At 71.2% G+C, this 14,971-nt stretch carries 14 protein-coding genes; 12 read left to right on the top strand and 2 right to left on the bottom strand.

What is annotated here, in order from left to right; all coding sequences use genetic code 11:
- Nucleotides 1-91: 91 nt before the first annotated feature.
- From glmM to ABTV10_RS19095, 3 genes are all read left to right on the top strand, one after another.
- Complete coding sequence (glmM, locus tag ABTV10_RS19105; protein WP_499029421.1) at nucleotides 92-1,429, top strand: phosphoglucosamine mutase; 1,338 nt, start codon at nucleotides 92-94, stop codon at nucleotides 1,427-1,429.
- A gap of 105 nt (nucleotides 1,430-1,534) precedes the next feature.
- Nucleotides 1,535-1,840, top strand: coding sequence for a hypothetical protein (locus ABTV10_RS19100; protein ID WP_499029418.1), 306 nt, complete (start codon nucleotides 1,535-1,537; stop codon nucleotides 1,838-1,840).
- A complete protein-coding gene (locus tag ABTV10_RS19095) occupies nucleotides 1,840-3,318 on the top strand; it encodes a hypothetical protein (protein ID WP_499029416.1) in 1,479 nt (492 codons plus the stop codon). The genes ABTV10_RS19100 and ABTV10_RS19095 overlap by 1 nt, the downstream gene beginning before the upstream one ends.
- A 1-nt stretch (nucleotide 3,319) precedes the next feature.
- Here the strand turns inward: ABTV10_RS19095 and ABTV10_RS19090 are convergent, their stop codons facing one another.
- The gene (locus ABTV10_RS19090; protein ID WP_499029414.1) at nucleotides 3,320-4,204 is read right to left on the bottom strand and encodes a dienelactone hydrolase family protein; all 885 of its coding nucleotides are present in this window, start codon (nucleotides 4,202-4,204) and stop codon (nucleotides 3,320-3,322) included.
- A 67-nt stretch (nucleotides 4,205-4,271) separates the two neighbouring features.
- On the opposite strand from ABTV10_RS19090, the gene glmS reads away from it, so the two are divergent.
- The 9 genes from glmS (at nucleotide 4,272) to tsaD (ending at nucleotide 13,649) form a co-directional block, all read left to right on the top strand.
- Nucleotides 4,272-6,137, top strand: a complete 1,866-nt coding sequence (gene glmS, locus ABTV10_RS19085; RefSeq protein ID WP_499029412.1) for a glutamine--fructose-6-phosphate transaminase (isomerizing) — start codon at nucleotides 4,272-4,274, stop codon at nucleotides 6,135-6,137.
- 195 nt (nucleotides 6,138-6,332) lie between these two features.
- Nucleotides 6,333-7,112, top strand: coding sequence for a VOC family protein (locus ABTV10_RS19080; RefSeq protein WP_499029410.1), 780 nt, complete (start codon nucleotides 6,333-6,335; stop codon nucleotides 7,110-7,112).
- 2 nt (nucleotides 7,113-7,114) lie between these two features.
- A complete protein-coding gene (locus ABTV10_RS19075; RefSeq protein ID WP_499029408.1) occupies nucleotides 7,115-8,587 on the top strand; it encodes an NAD(P)H-hydrate dehydratase in 1,473 nt (490 codons plus the stop codon).
- 58 nt (nucleotides 8,588-8,645) lie between these two features.
- A complete protein-coding gene (alr, locus tag ABTV10_RS19070) occupies nucleotides 8,646-9,863 on the top strand; it encodes an alanine racemase (protein WP_499029406.1) in 1,218 nt (405 codons plus the stop codon).
- Nucleotides 9,860-10,954 carry an alpha/beta fold hydrolase gene (locus tag ABTV10_RS19065; protein WP_499029403.1) on the top strand — a complete coding sequence of 365 codons (1,095 nt, stop codon included), beginning with the start codon at nucleotides 9,860-9,862 and terminating at the stop codon, nucleotides 10,952-10,954. Before alr ends, ABTV10_RS19065 begins: the two co-directional genes overlap by 4 nt.
- Nucleotides 10,944-11,441 (top strand): tRNA (adenosine(37)-N6)-threonylcarbamoyltransferase complex ATPase subunit type 1 TsaE, encoded by a 498-nt coding sequence (gene tsaE, locus ABTV10_RS19060; protein ID WP_499029401.1) that lies wholly within the window; start codon nucleotides 10,944-10,946, stop codon nucleotides 11,439-11,441. Before ABTV10_RS19065 ends, tsaE begins: the two co-directional genes overlap by 11 nt.
- A 26-nt stretch (nucleotides 11,442-11,467) precedes the next feature.
- Nucleotides 11,468-12,124: a tRNA (adenosine(37)-N6)-threonylcarbamoyltransferase complex dimerization subunit type 1 TsaB gene (tsaB, locus tag ABTV10_RS19055; RefSeq protein ID WP_433606502.1), complete on the top strand. Its 657-nt coding sequence runs from the start codon at nucleotides 11,468-11,470 to the stop codon at nucleotides 12,122-12,124.
- 8 nt (nucleotides 12,125-12,132) lie between these two features.
- Complete coding sequence (gene rimI, locus ABTV10_RS19050; protein ID WP_433606500.1) at nucleotides 12,133-12,603, top strand: ribosomal protein S18-alanine N-acetyltransferase; 471 nt, start codon at nucleotides 12,133-12,135, stop codon at nucleotides 12,601-12,603.
- Between the two features lie 5 nt (nucleotides 12,604-12,608).
- The gene (gene tsaD / locus ABTV10_RS19045; RefSeq protein ID WP_499029399.1) at nucleotides 12,609-13,649 is read left to right on the top strand and encodes a tRNA (adenosine(37)-N6)-threonylcarbamoyltransferase complex transferase subunit TsaD; all 1,041 of its coding nucleotides are present in this window, start codon (nucleotides 12,609-12,611) and stop codon (nucleotides 13,647-13,649) included.
- Here tsaD and ABTV10_RS19040 read toward each other — a convergent pair.
- Nucleotides 13,594-14,970: a DUF7159 family protein gene (locus ABTV10_RS19040; RefSeq protein WP_499029397.1), complete on the bottom strand. Its 1,377-nt coding sequence runs from the start codon at nucleotides 14,968-14,970 to the stop codon at nucleotides 13,594-13,596. The two genes, tsaD and ABTV10_RS19040, sit on opposite strands and share 56 nt — an antisense overlap.
- Nucleotide 14,971 lies beyond the last annotated feature (1 nt).

Below are 14,971 nucleotides of genomic sequence, written 5' to 3'. Positions count from 1 at the left end.
TCGTAGAGCTCTTCGCTACCGGACGCCTGCTTTCGTGCTTTACCTGGATGCTCACGGATCGACTACCCGGATTGCGAGGGATCGGATTCACATGGGTCGTATGTTCGGCACGGACGGCGTGCGGGGCTTGGCGAATGCCGAGTTGACCGCCGAGCTGGCCTTGAAGGTGGCCGCGGCGGCGGCCGAGGTGCTCGCGCAAGAGGGCTCCGGGACGGAGCGGCCCCTCGCGGTCGTCGGCCGGGATCCGAGGGCGAGCGGCGAGATGCTCGAGGCCGCCGTCACCGCCGGGTTGACCGCGTCCGGTGTCGACGTGATTCTCGTCGGTATCCTGCCCACGCCGGCGGTTGCCTACCTGACCGGTGCATACGGCGCCGCGCTGGGCGTGATGATCTCCGCCTCGCACAACCCCATGCCCGACAACGGCATCAAGATCTTCGCGGCGGGCGGGCACAAGCTCGACGACGACGTCGAGAACCGCATCGAGGCTGCGATCGCGGCCGGCCCGACGCGTCGCCCGACCGGCGCGGGCATCGGCCGGGTCGACGTCGCGTTCGACGCAACCAGCCGGTACCTGGCGCACCTCGCGAACGCGCAGGACAGGAGCCTGGGCGGGCTCACCGTGGTGGTCGACTGCGCGCACGGCGCCGCGTCGACCGTTGCGCCCGACGCCTACCGGGCCGCCGGCGCGACGGTGATCGCGATCAACGCGGAACCGGACGGCCTCAACATCAACGACGACTGCGGGTCGACGCACCTCGGGGCGCTGCAGCGTGCGGTCGTCGAACACGGCGCCGACATCGGCCTGGCGCACGACGGTGACGCCGATCGCTGCCTCGCGGTGGATGCGACGGGCGCCGTCGTCGACGGCGACGCGATCATGACCGTCCTCGCGATCGGCATGCGCGATTCCGGCGAGTTGGTCGACAACACGCTCGTCGCGACGGTGATGAGCAATCTGGGGTTGCACATCGCGATGCGGGAGGCCGGGATCACGGTCCGGACCACCGCGGTCGGTGACCGATACGTGCTCGAGGAACTGCGCGCGGGCGGGTTCAGCCTGGGCGGTGAGCAGTCAGGTCACGTGGTGCTGCCGGGTCACGGAACGACCGGTGACGGCGTGCTCACGGGCCTGCGGCTGATGGGCCGTATGGCGACGACCGGATGCTCGCTCGCGGAGTTGGCCGGTGCGATGACGTCGCTGCCGCAGGTGCTGATCAACGTCCGCGTCGCGGACAAGGCGGCGGTCGCGACGGCGCCGCACGTCCAGGCTGCGATCGGTGCGGCGGAGTCCGAACTGGGCGACACCGGACGGGTCCTGTTGCGCCCGTCGGGAACCGAGCAGCTCGTGCGGGTGATGGTCGAGGCAGCGGATTCCGGGACTGCCCAGCGCATCGCCGAGACACTCGCGGAGAAGGTGGCGTCCGCGTAGCGGAGGGTCGGCCGAATCCCGAACCGAACCAACGGAACCGCGGGGCAGCCGCGTGCGTCGAACAGGACGAAGGAGCCGAATCGACAGCGCGAAGGGGCGGAACCGATGGCAGACGTGGTCTCGATCGATGTCGCGAGGGTGCGGGCAGCGGCACGTGCGTTGCAGGCGGATGCCGTACCCCTCGGGGAGGCGGCGCGGACGGTGACCGAGTGTGGGTTCGCGCCGGTGGTCGCCGGGAGCGCGGCACGCGAGCGCGCCATTCGCGAGGGTTACCTGCGGTTGGCCCGCGCGATCGGGGCGTGGGCGGCCGCGTCCGACGCAACCGGCCGGGCGCTCGCGGCCACCGCCGACGCCTACGACCGGCAGGACGCCGTCACGGCGCGGAACGTCGTCGTACTCGGCGGCCGGTAGTGGAGGCGATCCTCGACGCCGGCGCGGCCGGCCTGCAGTACTTCGCACTCTTCCTGCCCCGCGCCGCCGTCGTCGCGGACCGGTTGGCGACCGGCGACCGACTGCCCACCTACCTGGAGGTGGAGGCCCGCTATTTCGAGCAGCGGGACATCCACCTCGGTGCCCTGGACGCGGACATCGAGGTGCTGACGAGGGTCGTCGCGGATCTCGGCGAGCGGTTCGACGACCAGGACGCGGTGGTCCCGGCTCTCGAGCAGGCGTGGGCCGGGGCCGATGCGGATCTCGCCCGTGAGCATCTGGGCGCGCATCTCGAGCGGGCAGATCGGGTGCGCCGGAGCGTCGCCGACGTGCGGTGCGCGCTCGTCGAGGCCTCCGGTGCGATTACCGAGGCTGTGACGCGGAAATCGGAGTGGGTGGGTGCCCGCGACGCCTGCCGGGCCGGGGGGCTCACACCGGAACAGATCGACACCGCGATCTCGGGCTGGGTGTGTGTGGACTGGCTCGCGGACCTGTTCCTCCCGCACGTGCGGGACGCGGTGAGCCGGTTCACGGCCCTGTGCGACGCCACCACGACGGCGGTCGACGACGCCTACCGTAACCTCGCTTGCGCGTTTGCGCAGATCGACGACAGCGCGTTTCCGGTTCCCGGACGGCTCGCGGGTGCGGATTGTGGCAGCCCCGCTGCCGCCCCGCCTGCCCGGTGCCGCGAATCGCCGGTGGCACCGGCCACCGTCGTTCCCGGCCGCGAAACGGGGCCGACGTCGTCGGCGGGATCGACGAGCCTCACCGGCCTCGGCACGCTGACCGGTGCCCGGCCGGTGTCGCCGGCGCCCGGTTCGACGGCGGGCTGCGGATCGCTCGCTCTCGACGGACTCGTCGTCGACGGCACCGTGCGTGCGGTCGGTGCGATCGTCGGTGTGGTGGCCGACGTCGCGCTCGCCGTGGTCGACACGGTCGGCGACATCGTCCGCGAGGCGGTCGAGGCCACTGAGGCCACTGAGGCCACTGAGCCGACCGATGCTTCGGAGTCGACCGAGCAGACCGGCGTCAAGTGCAGCCTGAACCTCGACCCGGAGCCCTGTTGCGACAACGTTGCGGCGACCGCGCCACCGGTGCCCGCGGAGGAACCAGCCGTTCCCGACGACTGTCCCGAGCCCGAGCCCGAGCCCGAGTCCGAGCCCGAGCCCGAAATGCCTTCGCCAACAGTCGAACTCCCTGCCGCGGAAACTACGTCGGCGCAACCCCCGCCGCCGGAACCGGTGGAAATCCAGCCGACGGCGCCGCCACCGTCGGACCCGCCGCAAGCGCCCGTCGAATCGTGCGTGCCCGCGGCGCCCCCGCCGGCGCACCCGGCGCTGGGTGCGCGTACGGCGCCCGGCAACCGCACGGCGGCGGAACCGGCGTTGGCGGAGTTGGGGTCGGAGCCGCCGGCCCCCGAGGGGCCGGAGGTCGAGATCGCCGAAGCGGGACCGCTGTGAGTTAGTGGCCCAGGAGGTGGCTGATCTGGGCACCCGCGTGGTGCGCGGCGGCGTCCCGCGGGTCGGTCGGGCCCTTCGAGTCCTCCTCGTCCTCCCGGGTGACCGGGTGGGTGCCGGGGAAGTGGGCGTCGGGGTCCGAGAAGGCGGCGTACGTCTTGTCGTCGGTGAGGTGTCGCAGCAGGAAACCGGTGAGAAGCGCGCGGGTGACGTGCTGCGTCCGGCGCTCGGCGCCGCCGACACCGAGGAAACCGAGTAGCCGTCGACCCTCGACGAGCCCCGTGTTGGAGCCCTTGTCGACGACGCGGAGCAGGCTCTCGCCCTTCCACGCATCGGCGAGTGCGAGCGCATCGCTGGTCATCGAATCGGCGTCCTTCGCGCCGGCGAGGATCAGTCCCGGCACCTCGACCCGGGCCGCCGCGGTGACCGCCGACGGTGCCGTCGGGGCCGGGAACAGTGCGGCGACGGCCTTCACGCGGCCCTGCTGGGCGGCGGCGAGGACGGCGACTCCGGCGCCCATGCCGTGACCGGCGAAGGCGACGCGGTCGGGATGGACGCTGATCCGGCCCGGGCCGAGGCGCACGCCGGTGCAGATGTCGAGGGCCGTGCCGAGGTCCGCGGCCAGGCCGAGGTGCGACGGGACGGGACCGCGCTCGGTGCTCGGTGCGGCGACGACGATGCCCCACGACGCGAGGTGCTCGAACGTGGCGGCATAGTTCGCGGCGCCGGCGAGCCAGTCGTGGGCGAAGGCGACGGCGGGCAGGTTGAAGCCCTCTGCGGGGGTGTAGACCACGCCCGGCTGGCCCGCGAGCGCGAGGTCACCGCGCAGCACCCGGTGCGGGCCACGCTTGGACAGCTTGGATACCAGGGACTTCGGTGTCTGCGCCACGCGTGTGACGTTATCCGATAGCGGACCGAGTTCGCTCCGCACGGTCGTCCAAGTACCCTGGTGAACCATGTGCGGAATCGTGGGTTACGTGGGCCACCGCCAGGCTCTGGACGTCGTGGAGAAGGCGCTGCAGCGGATGGAATACCGCGGCTACGACTCCGCGGGCATTGCCGTGCTCGACGGTGCGGGTGGTCTCGCCACGGAACGTAAGGCCGGACGTCTGGCCAACCTCCAGGCCGAGCTCGACGACGTGGGCCGCGCGACGTTCGCAGGCACCACCGGCATGGGGCACACCCGCTGGGCGACGCACGGCAAGCCGACCGACCGCAACGCGCATCCGCACCGCGACGCGAGCGGCAGGTTCGCCGTGGTCCACAACGGCATCATCGAGAACTTCGCGCCGCTGCGCGCCGAACTCGAGGCCGCCGGGGTCGATCTGCTGAGCGACACAGACTCCGAGGTCGCGGTCCACCTGATGGCCCGCGCGTTCGAGGAAGGACCCACGAAGGGCGACTTCCTGGAGAGCACGCTGTCGGTGCTCCGTCGTCTCGAGGGCGCGTTCACGCTGGTGTTCACGCACGCCGACCATCCGGACATGATCATCGCGGCCCGCCGGTCGACGCCGCTGGTCGTCGGAGTCGGCGAGGGCGAGATGTTCGTCGGCTCGGACGTCGCCGCGTTCATCGAGCACACCCGCGACGCGATCGAACTGGGCCAGGATCAGGTGGTCGTCATCACCGCGGACGGCTACTCGGTGACCGACTTCTTCGGAAACGCGGATGTCCCGACTCGGCCTTTCACGATCGACTGGGACCTGCAGGCCGCCGAGAAGGGTGGCCACGACTACTTCATGCTCAAGGAGATCCAGGAGCAGCCGGACGCGGTCGCCGACACCCTGCGCGGGCACTTCGTCGACCGGCGCATCGTGCTCGACGAGCAGCGCCTGTCGGATCAGGAGCTGCGCGACGTCGACAAGGTCTTCGTCGTCGCGTGCGGCAGCGCCTACCACTCGGGTCTGCTCGCCAAGTACGCGATCGAGCACTGGACGCGGCTGCCCGTCGAGGTGGAGCTCGCGAGCGAGTTCCGCTACCGCGACCCGGTTCTGGACCGGTCGACGCTCGTCGTCGCCATCTCGCAGTCCGGTGAAACCGCGGACACGCTCGAGGCGGTCAAGCACGCGAAGGACCAGAAGGCGCGCGTGCTCGCGATCTGCAACACCAACGGCGCGCAGATCCCACGCGAGGCCGACGCGGTTCTCTACACGCGGGCCGGTCCGGAGATCGCCGTCGCCTCGACCAAGGCCTTCCTCGCCCAGGTGACCGCGAACTACCTGGTGGGACTGGCCTTGGCGCAGGCGCGGGGTACCAAGTACCCCGACGAGGTCGCGCGGGAGTACGCCGACCTGGCCGCGATGCCGGATCTGGTGGCGCGGGTGCTCGAGACAGTGGAGTCGGTGCGGGAACTCGCGCGCACGTTCGCGCAGTCGCCGGCGGTGCTCTTCCTCGGTCGTCACGTGGGCTACCCGGTGGCGCTCGAGGGTGCGCTCAAGCTCAAGGAGCTCGCGTACATGCACGCCGAGGGCTTCGCGGCGGGCGAGCTCAAGCACGGTCCGATCGCGCTGATCCAGGAGGGCCTGCCGGTCATCGTGATCATGCCGTCGCCCAAGGGGCGCGCGGTGCTGCACTCGAAGCTGGTCTCGAACATCCAGGAGATCAAGGCGCGCGGGGCGACGACGATCGTGATCGCCGAGGAGGGCGACGAGGCGGTGCGGGCGCACGCCGATCACCTCATCGAGATCCCGGCCGCGCCGACGCTGCTGCAGCCACTGCTGTCGACGGTGCCGCTGCAGGTGTTCGCGGCCGAGGTCGCGCAGGCGCGCGGTCTGGACGTCGACAAGCCGCGGAACCTCGCGAAGTCCGTCACCGTCGAATAGGGCGTCGTCTCGGTGCGGTCGTGGTGGTCGGATCACCACGACCGCACCCGGCGTGTCACGGTCGCCGAACCGTCGGAAACGATTGTGGTCGAAGCGATTCCGGCAATCCGCGCGCTCGCACCTGTCCTCGGGGCTTTCGGCGTAGTCTGAGCACGAGTGTGCCCTTCCCGACCTCGAACCGTGCGAGGAGTTGTCATGCCCACCCGTGATTCGGCGCCTTTCGGCGCACCGTGCTGGATCGATCTGCAGTCCTCCGACGTCGACCGTGCCGCCGCGTTCTACGACGATCTCTTCGGTTGGACCCACGAGTCGTCCGGTGAGGAGTACGGCGGCTACGTGATGTTCTTCTCGGGCGGCAAGCCCGTCGCCGGGTTGATGGCGGGACAGCCGGGCACCCCGTACGTCGACGTGTGGACCACGTATCTGGCCACGGCCGACGTCGACGCCACCGCGAAGGCGGTCACAAGGGCGGGCGGTCAGGTGATGATGGAGCCGATGACGGTGCCCGCGCAGGGACGGATGGCGCTGTTCCGCGACCCGTCGGGTGGCGCGGTCGGTGCCTGGCAGCCGGCCGAGCACAAGGGGTTCGGGGTGATCGGCGAGACCGGTGCACCGGCCTGGTTCGAGCTGGTGACCAAGGACTACGACGCGGCCCTGCCGTTCTATCGGGACGTCTTCGGCTGGGAGCTGGCGACGCTGAGCGACACCGACGAATTCCGTTACTCGACAGGCCGGTTCGACGGCGACGATCTGGCCGGCATCTTCGATGCGAGCAAGGCGTTGGCGGCCGAGGTGCCGTCGCACTGGCAAATGTTCGTTCAGGTGGACAGTACCGACGACGCCGTCGCCCGGGTCGTCGAGCTCGGCGGCACGGTGGTGCGCGAACCGTGGGACTCCGAATACGGGCGGATGGCCCAGGTCGCGGATCCGAACGGTGCCCTGTTCATGATCGCGGGACCGGTGGCGGCCGAGTAGACATGCGGAACTTCTACACGACGGCGGAGGTCAAGGCGGCCGAGGCGCCGTTGCTCGCGAGCCTGCCCGAGGGAACGTTGATGCGGCGCGCGGCGTACGGGTTGGCGCGGGTCGCGGCCGACGAGTTGCGAGCGCGCACCGGGGGAGTCGTCGGTCGGGACGTCACGCTGCTGGTGGGCTCCGGGGACAACGGCGGCGACGCGCTGTGGGCCGGGGCAATGCTGCGCCGGCGCGGGGCGGCGGTCACCGCCGTGCTGCTCGATCCGTCTCGCGCGCACGCTGCGGGGCTCGCGGCACTGAAGGCCGCGGGTGGACGCGTGTCACCGGACCCGGGCGATCCGGACCTGGTGCTCGACGGCATCGTCGGGATCTCCGGGAAGGGGGCACTGCGCCCCACCGCGGCCGCGATCGTGGCGCAGTTGGACGCACCGATCGTCGCGGTGGATCTGCCCAGCGGTGTCGACCCCGACACGGGTGCGGTGGACGGCCCGGCGGTGACGGCTGCGGTGACGGTGGCGTTCGGCGCGCTCAAGCCGGTCCACGTGTTGGCCGCCGCCAGGTGCGGACGGGTCGAGTTGGTGCCGATCGGCCTGGAGCTGCCGGAAACAGAGATGACCGCGCTCGATCCGGCGGAGGTGGGCCGGCTGTGGCCGGTTCCCCGCGCCGCCGACGACAAGTACACGCAGGGTGTGGTGGGGGTCGTCGCCGGCAGCGGGCACTATCCCGGCGCGGCGGTGTTGACGTCGGGCGCGGCGGTGACGGCGACGGCGGGCATGGTCCGGTACGCGGGCCGGGCGGCCACCGAGGTCCTCGGGCACTGGCCGGAGGTGGTGACGGCGATGTCGCCCGCCGACGCGGGACGGGTGCAGGCGTGGGTCGTCGGCCCGGGAATCGGCACCGACCACGCTGCCGTGGCCGAGCTGCGCACGGTCCTCGAGACGGAGGTGCCGGTCCTCGTCGACGCCGACGGCCTGAACCTGCTGGCCGAGCATTCCGATCTGGTCCACCAGTTGCGCGCGCGTCGCGCCCCGACCCTGCTCACCCCGCATGCGGGGGAGTTCCAGCGGCTCACCCGCGTCGCACCGGTCCCGGACCGGGTTGCGGCGACGCGGGAGTTGGCGGCGGAGTGGGGTGTCACGGTCCTGCTCAAGGGGCGGGCCACGGTCATCGCCGACCCACACGGACGCGTCCACGTCAATGACGCGGGCAGTTCGTGGGCGGCCACCGCCGGTTCGGGCGACGTGCTGTCGGGCATCATCGGGGCCCTGATGGCGACGGGGCTCGCGCCGGCGCTCGCCGCCGCGGCGGGCACCCGGGCGCACTCGCTGGCCGCCAACCTCGGTGCGCGCGAGGGCGCCGAGGAGGTCGGCGAGGCGGGGCTCGCGCCGATCTCCGCGTCGACGCTGCTCGCACACCTCCGGTCCGCGATCCGGATTCTGCGCGTGTTCCCGAACTCACATGTGCCCGAATCGTGACTGGTCGGGTTGTACCCGCGGGACTGTTTCGTCCTGATGAGTGGCAGGATCGAATTCCGTGACCACTACCGCGCAGGAGCCTGACACCGAACCGAAGACCACGAGCGCCGCCGCAGCGGATACCCCGCCCCCGGCAGCGGCGCCCCAGGCCGAAGCGGTGATCGATCTCGACGCGGTGGCGCACAACATCGGCATCCTGCGCGAGCACGCCGGTGCCGCCGCGGTGATGGCCGTGGTCAAGGCCGACGCGTACAACCACGGCGCCGTCCCGGTGGCGCGGGCCGCGCTGGCGGCGGGCGCCCGCGAACTGGGTGTCACGACGCTCGCCGAGGGCCTCGAACTCAAGAACGCCGGGATCACCGCGCCCGTGCTGTCGTGGCTGCACACGGCCGACTCCGACTTCGCCCCGGCGATCGCGGCGGGGGTCGAACTGGGGTTGTCGTCGCCGCGGCACCTCGCGGCCGTCGTCGCGGCGGCCCGGCGAGTGGGCACCACGGCGACCGTGACGGTCAAGGTCGACACGGGCCTGAACCGGAACGGCGTCTCCCGCGAGGAGTGGACGGACTTCCTGAAGGACCTCGCCCGCGTCGAGGCGGAGGGCGCGGTCCGGTTCAGGGGCGTCTTCTCGCATCTTGCGCACGCCGACGAGCCACACCACCCGGTCATCGACGAGCAGCGCGCACGGTTCACCGGCGCGCTGGCCGACGCGAAGCGCCTCGGTCTGGTTCCGGAGGCCGCGCACCTGTCGAACTCGGCGGCCACCCTCACCCGCGCCGACCTGCGATTCGACATGGTTCGGCCGGGAATCGCGATATACGGACTGTCCCCGGTTCCGGATCTGGGGACGTTCGGCCTGCGGCCGGTCATGACGTTCCGATCGAGGGTGGCCTTGGTGAAGAAGTTGGCAGCCGGTGACGGTGTGTCCTACGGGCACACGTGGGTCGCGCCGCGCGACACGACGGTGGCGCTGCTGCCGGTCGGGTACGCGGACGGTATCCCGCGTGCCCTGGGCGGGCGCTTCGACGTGTGGCTCGGCGACGACCGCCGTCCGGGCATCGGCCGGGTCTGCATGGACCAGGTGGTCGTGGATCTGGGACCGGACGGCGCGGCGGTCCGCGAGGGCGACACCGCGGTGTTCTTCGGTAACGGCGAACACGGCGAACCGCACGCACAGGAGTGGGCGGACGCCCTCGACACCATCCACTACGAGGTGGTGACGTCGGTGCGGGGACGGACGGTTCGTACATACGTCGGAGGACCGGGCGGTACGTCGTGAACCCCCTGAACAGGCTCGGCCTGTTCGGAGGAGTGGCGGGGGTCGCCGCGATCGGCACGCTTGCGGGACTGAACGTGGTGAAGGCTGTCACGACGCGCCGCGGACCCGAGGTGTACGGGTCCGAGGACTTCGACCTGATGAGCCGCGACCGGAGCCGGGTCGTCCCGACGGAGGACGACGTGCCGCTGATGGTCCGCGAGGTGGGTCCTGCGGACGCGCCGCTGACCGTGATCTTCGTGCACGGGTACTGCCTGCGGATGGAGTCGTGGCATTTCCAGCGCACGCAGCTCACGCAGGTGTGGGGCGACTCGGCGCGGCTGGTGTTCTACGACCAGCGCGGTCACGGCGAGTCCGGCATGCCGGCTCCCGACAGCTGCACCATCGCGCAGTTGGGCCGCGACCTCGCGGCGGTGGTCGACGCCGTCGCGCCGTCGGGTCCGGTCGTCCTGGTGGGGCATTCGATGGGCGGCATGACGATCCTCGCCATGGCCCGACAGTTCCCGGAGTTGTTCGACGACAAGGTGATCGGCGTCGGCCTGCTCGCCACGACGGCGGCCGGCCTGAACAAGTCGGGGCTCGGCCGCAATCTGAACAATCCGGTGATCGACGCGTTCCGGCTCGCGGTGCGCACCGCGCCGGGCCTGGTGCAGCAGGCACGCGGCGCGGCGCGGGCGATCATCTCGCCGATCCTGCGCGCCGCGTCGTACGGCACCGAGGTGAGCCCGCGGCTGGTCGAGTTCTCCGACGGCATGCTGAACGACGTCTCGGTGGTCACGATCGTCAACTTCCTCGAATCTCTGGAACTGCACGACGAATCCGAGGCACTGCCGGTGCTGGCCGACACGCCGGCGCTGGTGCTGTGCGGGGACACCGACATGATCATCCCGTTCCCGGGTTCGAGGTCGCTTGCGGCGGCGCTGCCCCGGGCCGAGCTGGTGCGGGTCCGCGGCGCGGGCCATCTCGTGGAGCTCGAGTTCCCGCAGGTAACCTCCGATGCGATCGATCGGCTGGTCCGGCGCGCCGTGTCGAGCCGCGAGAATCGCGAGAATGCAGCGCCGGCGGGTGAACTGGAGCAGACCGATGTCGGCTGACACACGTACCGGGGGCAGCGCGACGCTGCCCACCACGGAGGACACCGAGGCGCTGGGCCGTGCGCTGGCCCGTGGCCTGGTAGCCGGCGATCTCGTCGTGCTCGACGGCCCGCTCGGGGCCGGCAAGACCGCACTGACCCGCGGCATCGCGGCCGGGCTGGGCGTCGAGGGCCGGGTGACGTCGCCGACGTTCATCATCGCCCGCGAGCACCGGCCGGGCACCCGGCCCGACGGGGGCGATCCCGTCGCCCTGGTCCACGTCGACGCCTACCGGTTGAACGAGGCGGTGGCCTCCGATGCTGTGGACATGCACGATCAGCTCGACGCGCTCGACCTCGACACCGATCTCGCGAGTGCGGTCGTGGTCGTCGAGTGGGGGGAGGGAGTCGTCGAGCATCTGGCGGATCGGCACCTGCGGGTGCGGCTGCGTCGTGAACCCGAATCCGACGTCCGCACCGCCAGTTGGGAGTGGGTGTCCAGCCCGTAAGGGCCGGACGAGTAGCCTGGACTACCGTGCTTGTGCTTGCGATCGACACCTCCACTCCCGCGGTCACCGCGGGTGTCGTGCGCTTCGACCGGGAATCCGACACCGGTTCCCCGCGGGCGCTGGCGACCCGGGTCACCGTCGACGCCCGCGCGCATGCGGAGGTCCTGACGCCGCAGATCCTCGAATGTCTCGCCGAGTCCGGCCATACCCCTGCGGATCTCGAGGCCGTGGTCGTCGGGGTGGGGCCGGGACCGTTCACCGGTCTGCGCGTCGGCATGGCGACCGGCGCCGCGTTCGGTGACGCGCTCGGCATCCCGGTGCACGGCGTGTGCAGCCTCGACGCGATCGCGGCGGATGTCCCGGGTGACCGGAACCTGTTGGTGGTCACCGATGCCCGTCGCCGTGAGGTGTACTGGGCGCGATACGCGGGCGGCACGCGGGTCGCGGGCCCCGAGGTGGTCAAGCCGTCCGAACTCGAGGCGGCACCGTCGGAGGTGATCGCCGGGTCGGCGTCGCACGTGGACATGTTCGACCTGCCGGTCGAGCCGGTGGAGACGCCGTCGCCGGCCGGTCTGGTGTCGGTTGCGGCGCTGGCACTGCGCGTCGGCGTCGAGCCGGAGCCGCTGGTGCCCCTGTACCTGCGTCGGCCCGATGCGGTGGAGCTCGCGGACCGTCGGAAATGAGCACGGGCATGAGCATTCGGATCGTCCCGATGACCGACGCGGACGCCGACCGGTGCGCCGAGCTCGAGCAGATCCTCTTCCCCGGTGACGACCCGTGGAGCGCGCACGCGTTCCGGTCTGAGCTGGCGGGTGGTCACAACCACTACTTCGCGGCGCGCGACGACGCCGACGCACTGATCGGCTACGCCGGGGTGGCATTGCTGGGCACGAGTGTGACCCCGGAGGCCGAAGTCCACACGATCGGTGTCGATCCGGCGGTGCAGCGTGGCGGCATCGGCGGCGCACTACTCACGGAACTGCTGCGAGTGGCGGACAAGTGGGGTGGACCGGTGTTCCTCGAGGTCCGCACCGACAACGAACCGGCGATCGCGCTGTACCGGCGGGAGGGGTTCGAGATCGTCGGCACCAGGAAGCGGTACTACCAGCCGAGCGGCGCGGACGCATTCACGATGCGTCGTCCGGCATCGGGCAAGGAGTGACGGCCATGATCGTGATGGGTATCGAGAGTTCGTGCGACGAGACCGGTGTCGGCATCGTCCGCTGGCTCGGTGACGGCCGCTGCGAACTGCTGGCGGACGAGGTGGCGTCGAGCGTCGACCAGCATGCCCGCTACGGCGGCGTGGTGCCGGAGGTGGCGTCGCGTGCGCATCTCGAGGCGATGGTGCCGACCATGAAGCGCGCACTCGCGGCCGCGGGAATCGACAAGCCCGACGCGGTCTGCGTGACGATCGGGCCGGGCCTGGCCGGCGCGCTCCTGGTCGGTGTCGCGGCGGCCAAGGCGTATGCGGCCGCGTGGGGGGTGCCGTTCTACGCGATCAACCACCTCGGCGGCCATGTCGCGGTCGACACCATCGAGCACGGGCCGATGCCCGCGTGTGTCGCGCTGCTCGTCTCGGGCGGACACACGCACCTGCTGCACGTCGAAGAACTGGGACGCACGCCGATCGTCGAGCTGGGTACCACCGTCGACGACGCGGCCGGTGAGGCGTTCGACAAGGTCGCCCGGCTGCTCGATCTCGGCTTCCCGGGCGGCCCCGCGCTCGATCGCCTTGCCCAGCGGGGCGATCGGGACGCCATCACGTTCCCGCGCGGCATGACCGGCCCGCGAGACGCGCGCCACGACTTCTCGTTCTCCGGCCTCAAGACCGCGGTCGCGCGGTTCGTCGAGGCGAAGCAGCGTGCGGGCGAACCGGTTCCGGTCGCCGACGTGGCCGCGGGCTTCCAGGAGTCGGTCGCGGACGTGCTGACGATGAAGGCCGTGCGCGCGGCTCAGGACGTGGGTGTGGACACCCTGGTGCTCGGTGGTGGCGCAACCGCGAACTCGCGGATCCGTTCCCTCGCGGAGGAGCGCTGCGCGGCAGCGGGTCTGACGCTGCGCGTGCCGAGCCCCCGGTTGTGCACCGACAATGGCGTGATGATCGCCGCGCTCGGTGCCCATCTCATCGCGGGCGGGGCGCAGCCGTCGCAGCTCACCTCGGCGACGAATCCGGGACTTCCGGTGTCGGTGAGCCAGGTTCGGGGCTGATCGCCGAACGGCGCTCGGGTACCTGCGGTCCACCGAATCCCGGCACCGAATCCGGTAACCGGGGCGGCGCGAACCCGGGTGCCATACCGGGCCGCCCCTGCGGCCGGTGGTCGTGGTCGTGGTCGTCGTCGAAGTCCGGTGGGCTGAAGCCCGGCACCTCGAAGCTCGGTAGTCGCGGCGGCGTCGCGTTGTCGGGGAGCCAACTCGGCTCTTCCGGCCACTGAGGTGGGATCCACGGCCGTGTCTGCTTCGTGGTCTTCGGCGGTTCGGGCGTGGTGCTGGTCGGTGTCGGAGGCGCCGGTGCGGTGGTCGTGACGGTCGGCGTGGTGGTCTCGGACGTGGACGACGGCATCTCGGCGGCGGGCACCGGGACCGTCGACGTCGGTGTCGGGTCGACCGACGGGATCCCGGTTTCCTCGGGTTGCACGACGGTCGACGTCGGGTGGTCGGTGGACGTCGGGGCCTCACTCGGGGTCTCGACCAGACTGCCTGCGGGCGAGTAGTTCTCCGCGCTCTTCGGAATCATCTGTTGGACGCCGTAACCGATGATCAGTGCGCCCAGCACGAAGGCCGCGATCAGTGGAGCGGACAGCCGACCGCGGGACCCAGTGACCACCGGGAACTGCTGTCGGGCATTCGATCCGGCCAGCAGTGCCGCGCCCTTCGCGGTCGCGGCCTCGGGTTCGGGCACGACGATGACGGCGCAGTCGAACGCCGTGTCGAGTCCTTTGCCGACGTCGGGGATGTTTCCACCGCCGCCGACCAGGACGACGGCGGCAGGCTGGCGCTCGGAATGGTTGATGGAGTCGGCGACGAACTTCGCCACCCGGGAACCGATCCCGGCTGCGAACCCGGACGGTGCGGTCTCCGCGCGGACCCGGGAGGTGCGGTCGCAGAACGTGACAGTGCCGTCGGCCGGGTCGAGGACCGTGACGGTGAGCCCGGAGGCGCCGAGATCCGCGAGCGCGATGCAGTCGTACCGATCGACGAGTCCGGTGCTCCGCAGGTAGGCGAGGGTGGCATGGGTCTCGGGTACCAGGCGAATCGCCTTGCGCTGCGTCCTGGCCGCGGATCGCACGGCCGCGGCCTGGCGATCGGTGCGGTACGCGACGGCGATCGCGTCGGGTTCGATTCTGCAGTCGGGAACCTGGGTGGTCATGAGCCCGATGGCGGACAGTGCCAGGTCGCCGACATCGGCGTGGCTGTCCAGGTCTGCGGAGATCGTCCGATACTCGACGGATTGGCTGCCCGCGTCGTCGGTGGTGACGAGTGCGCTGCACACGCCCGCCGAGCCCGTGGAAATTCCGAGCGAGTTGCGCACT

The organism is Paraburkholderia sp. RHO2, from assembly GCF_050955445.1.
Lineage (GTDB): Bacteria > Actinomycetota > Actinomycetes > Mycobacteriales > Mycobacteriaceae > Prescottella > Prescottella agglutinans_A.
Note: the sequence above shows the minus strand (reverse complement) of the source record. Positions and strands in the feature narration are given on the sequence as shown.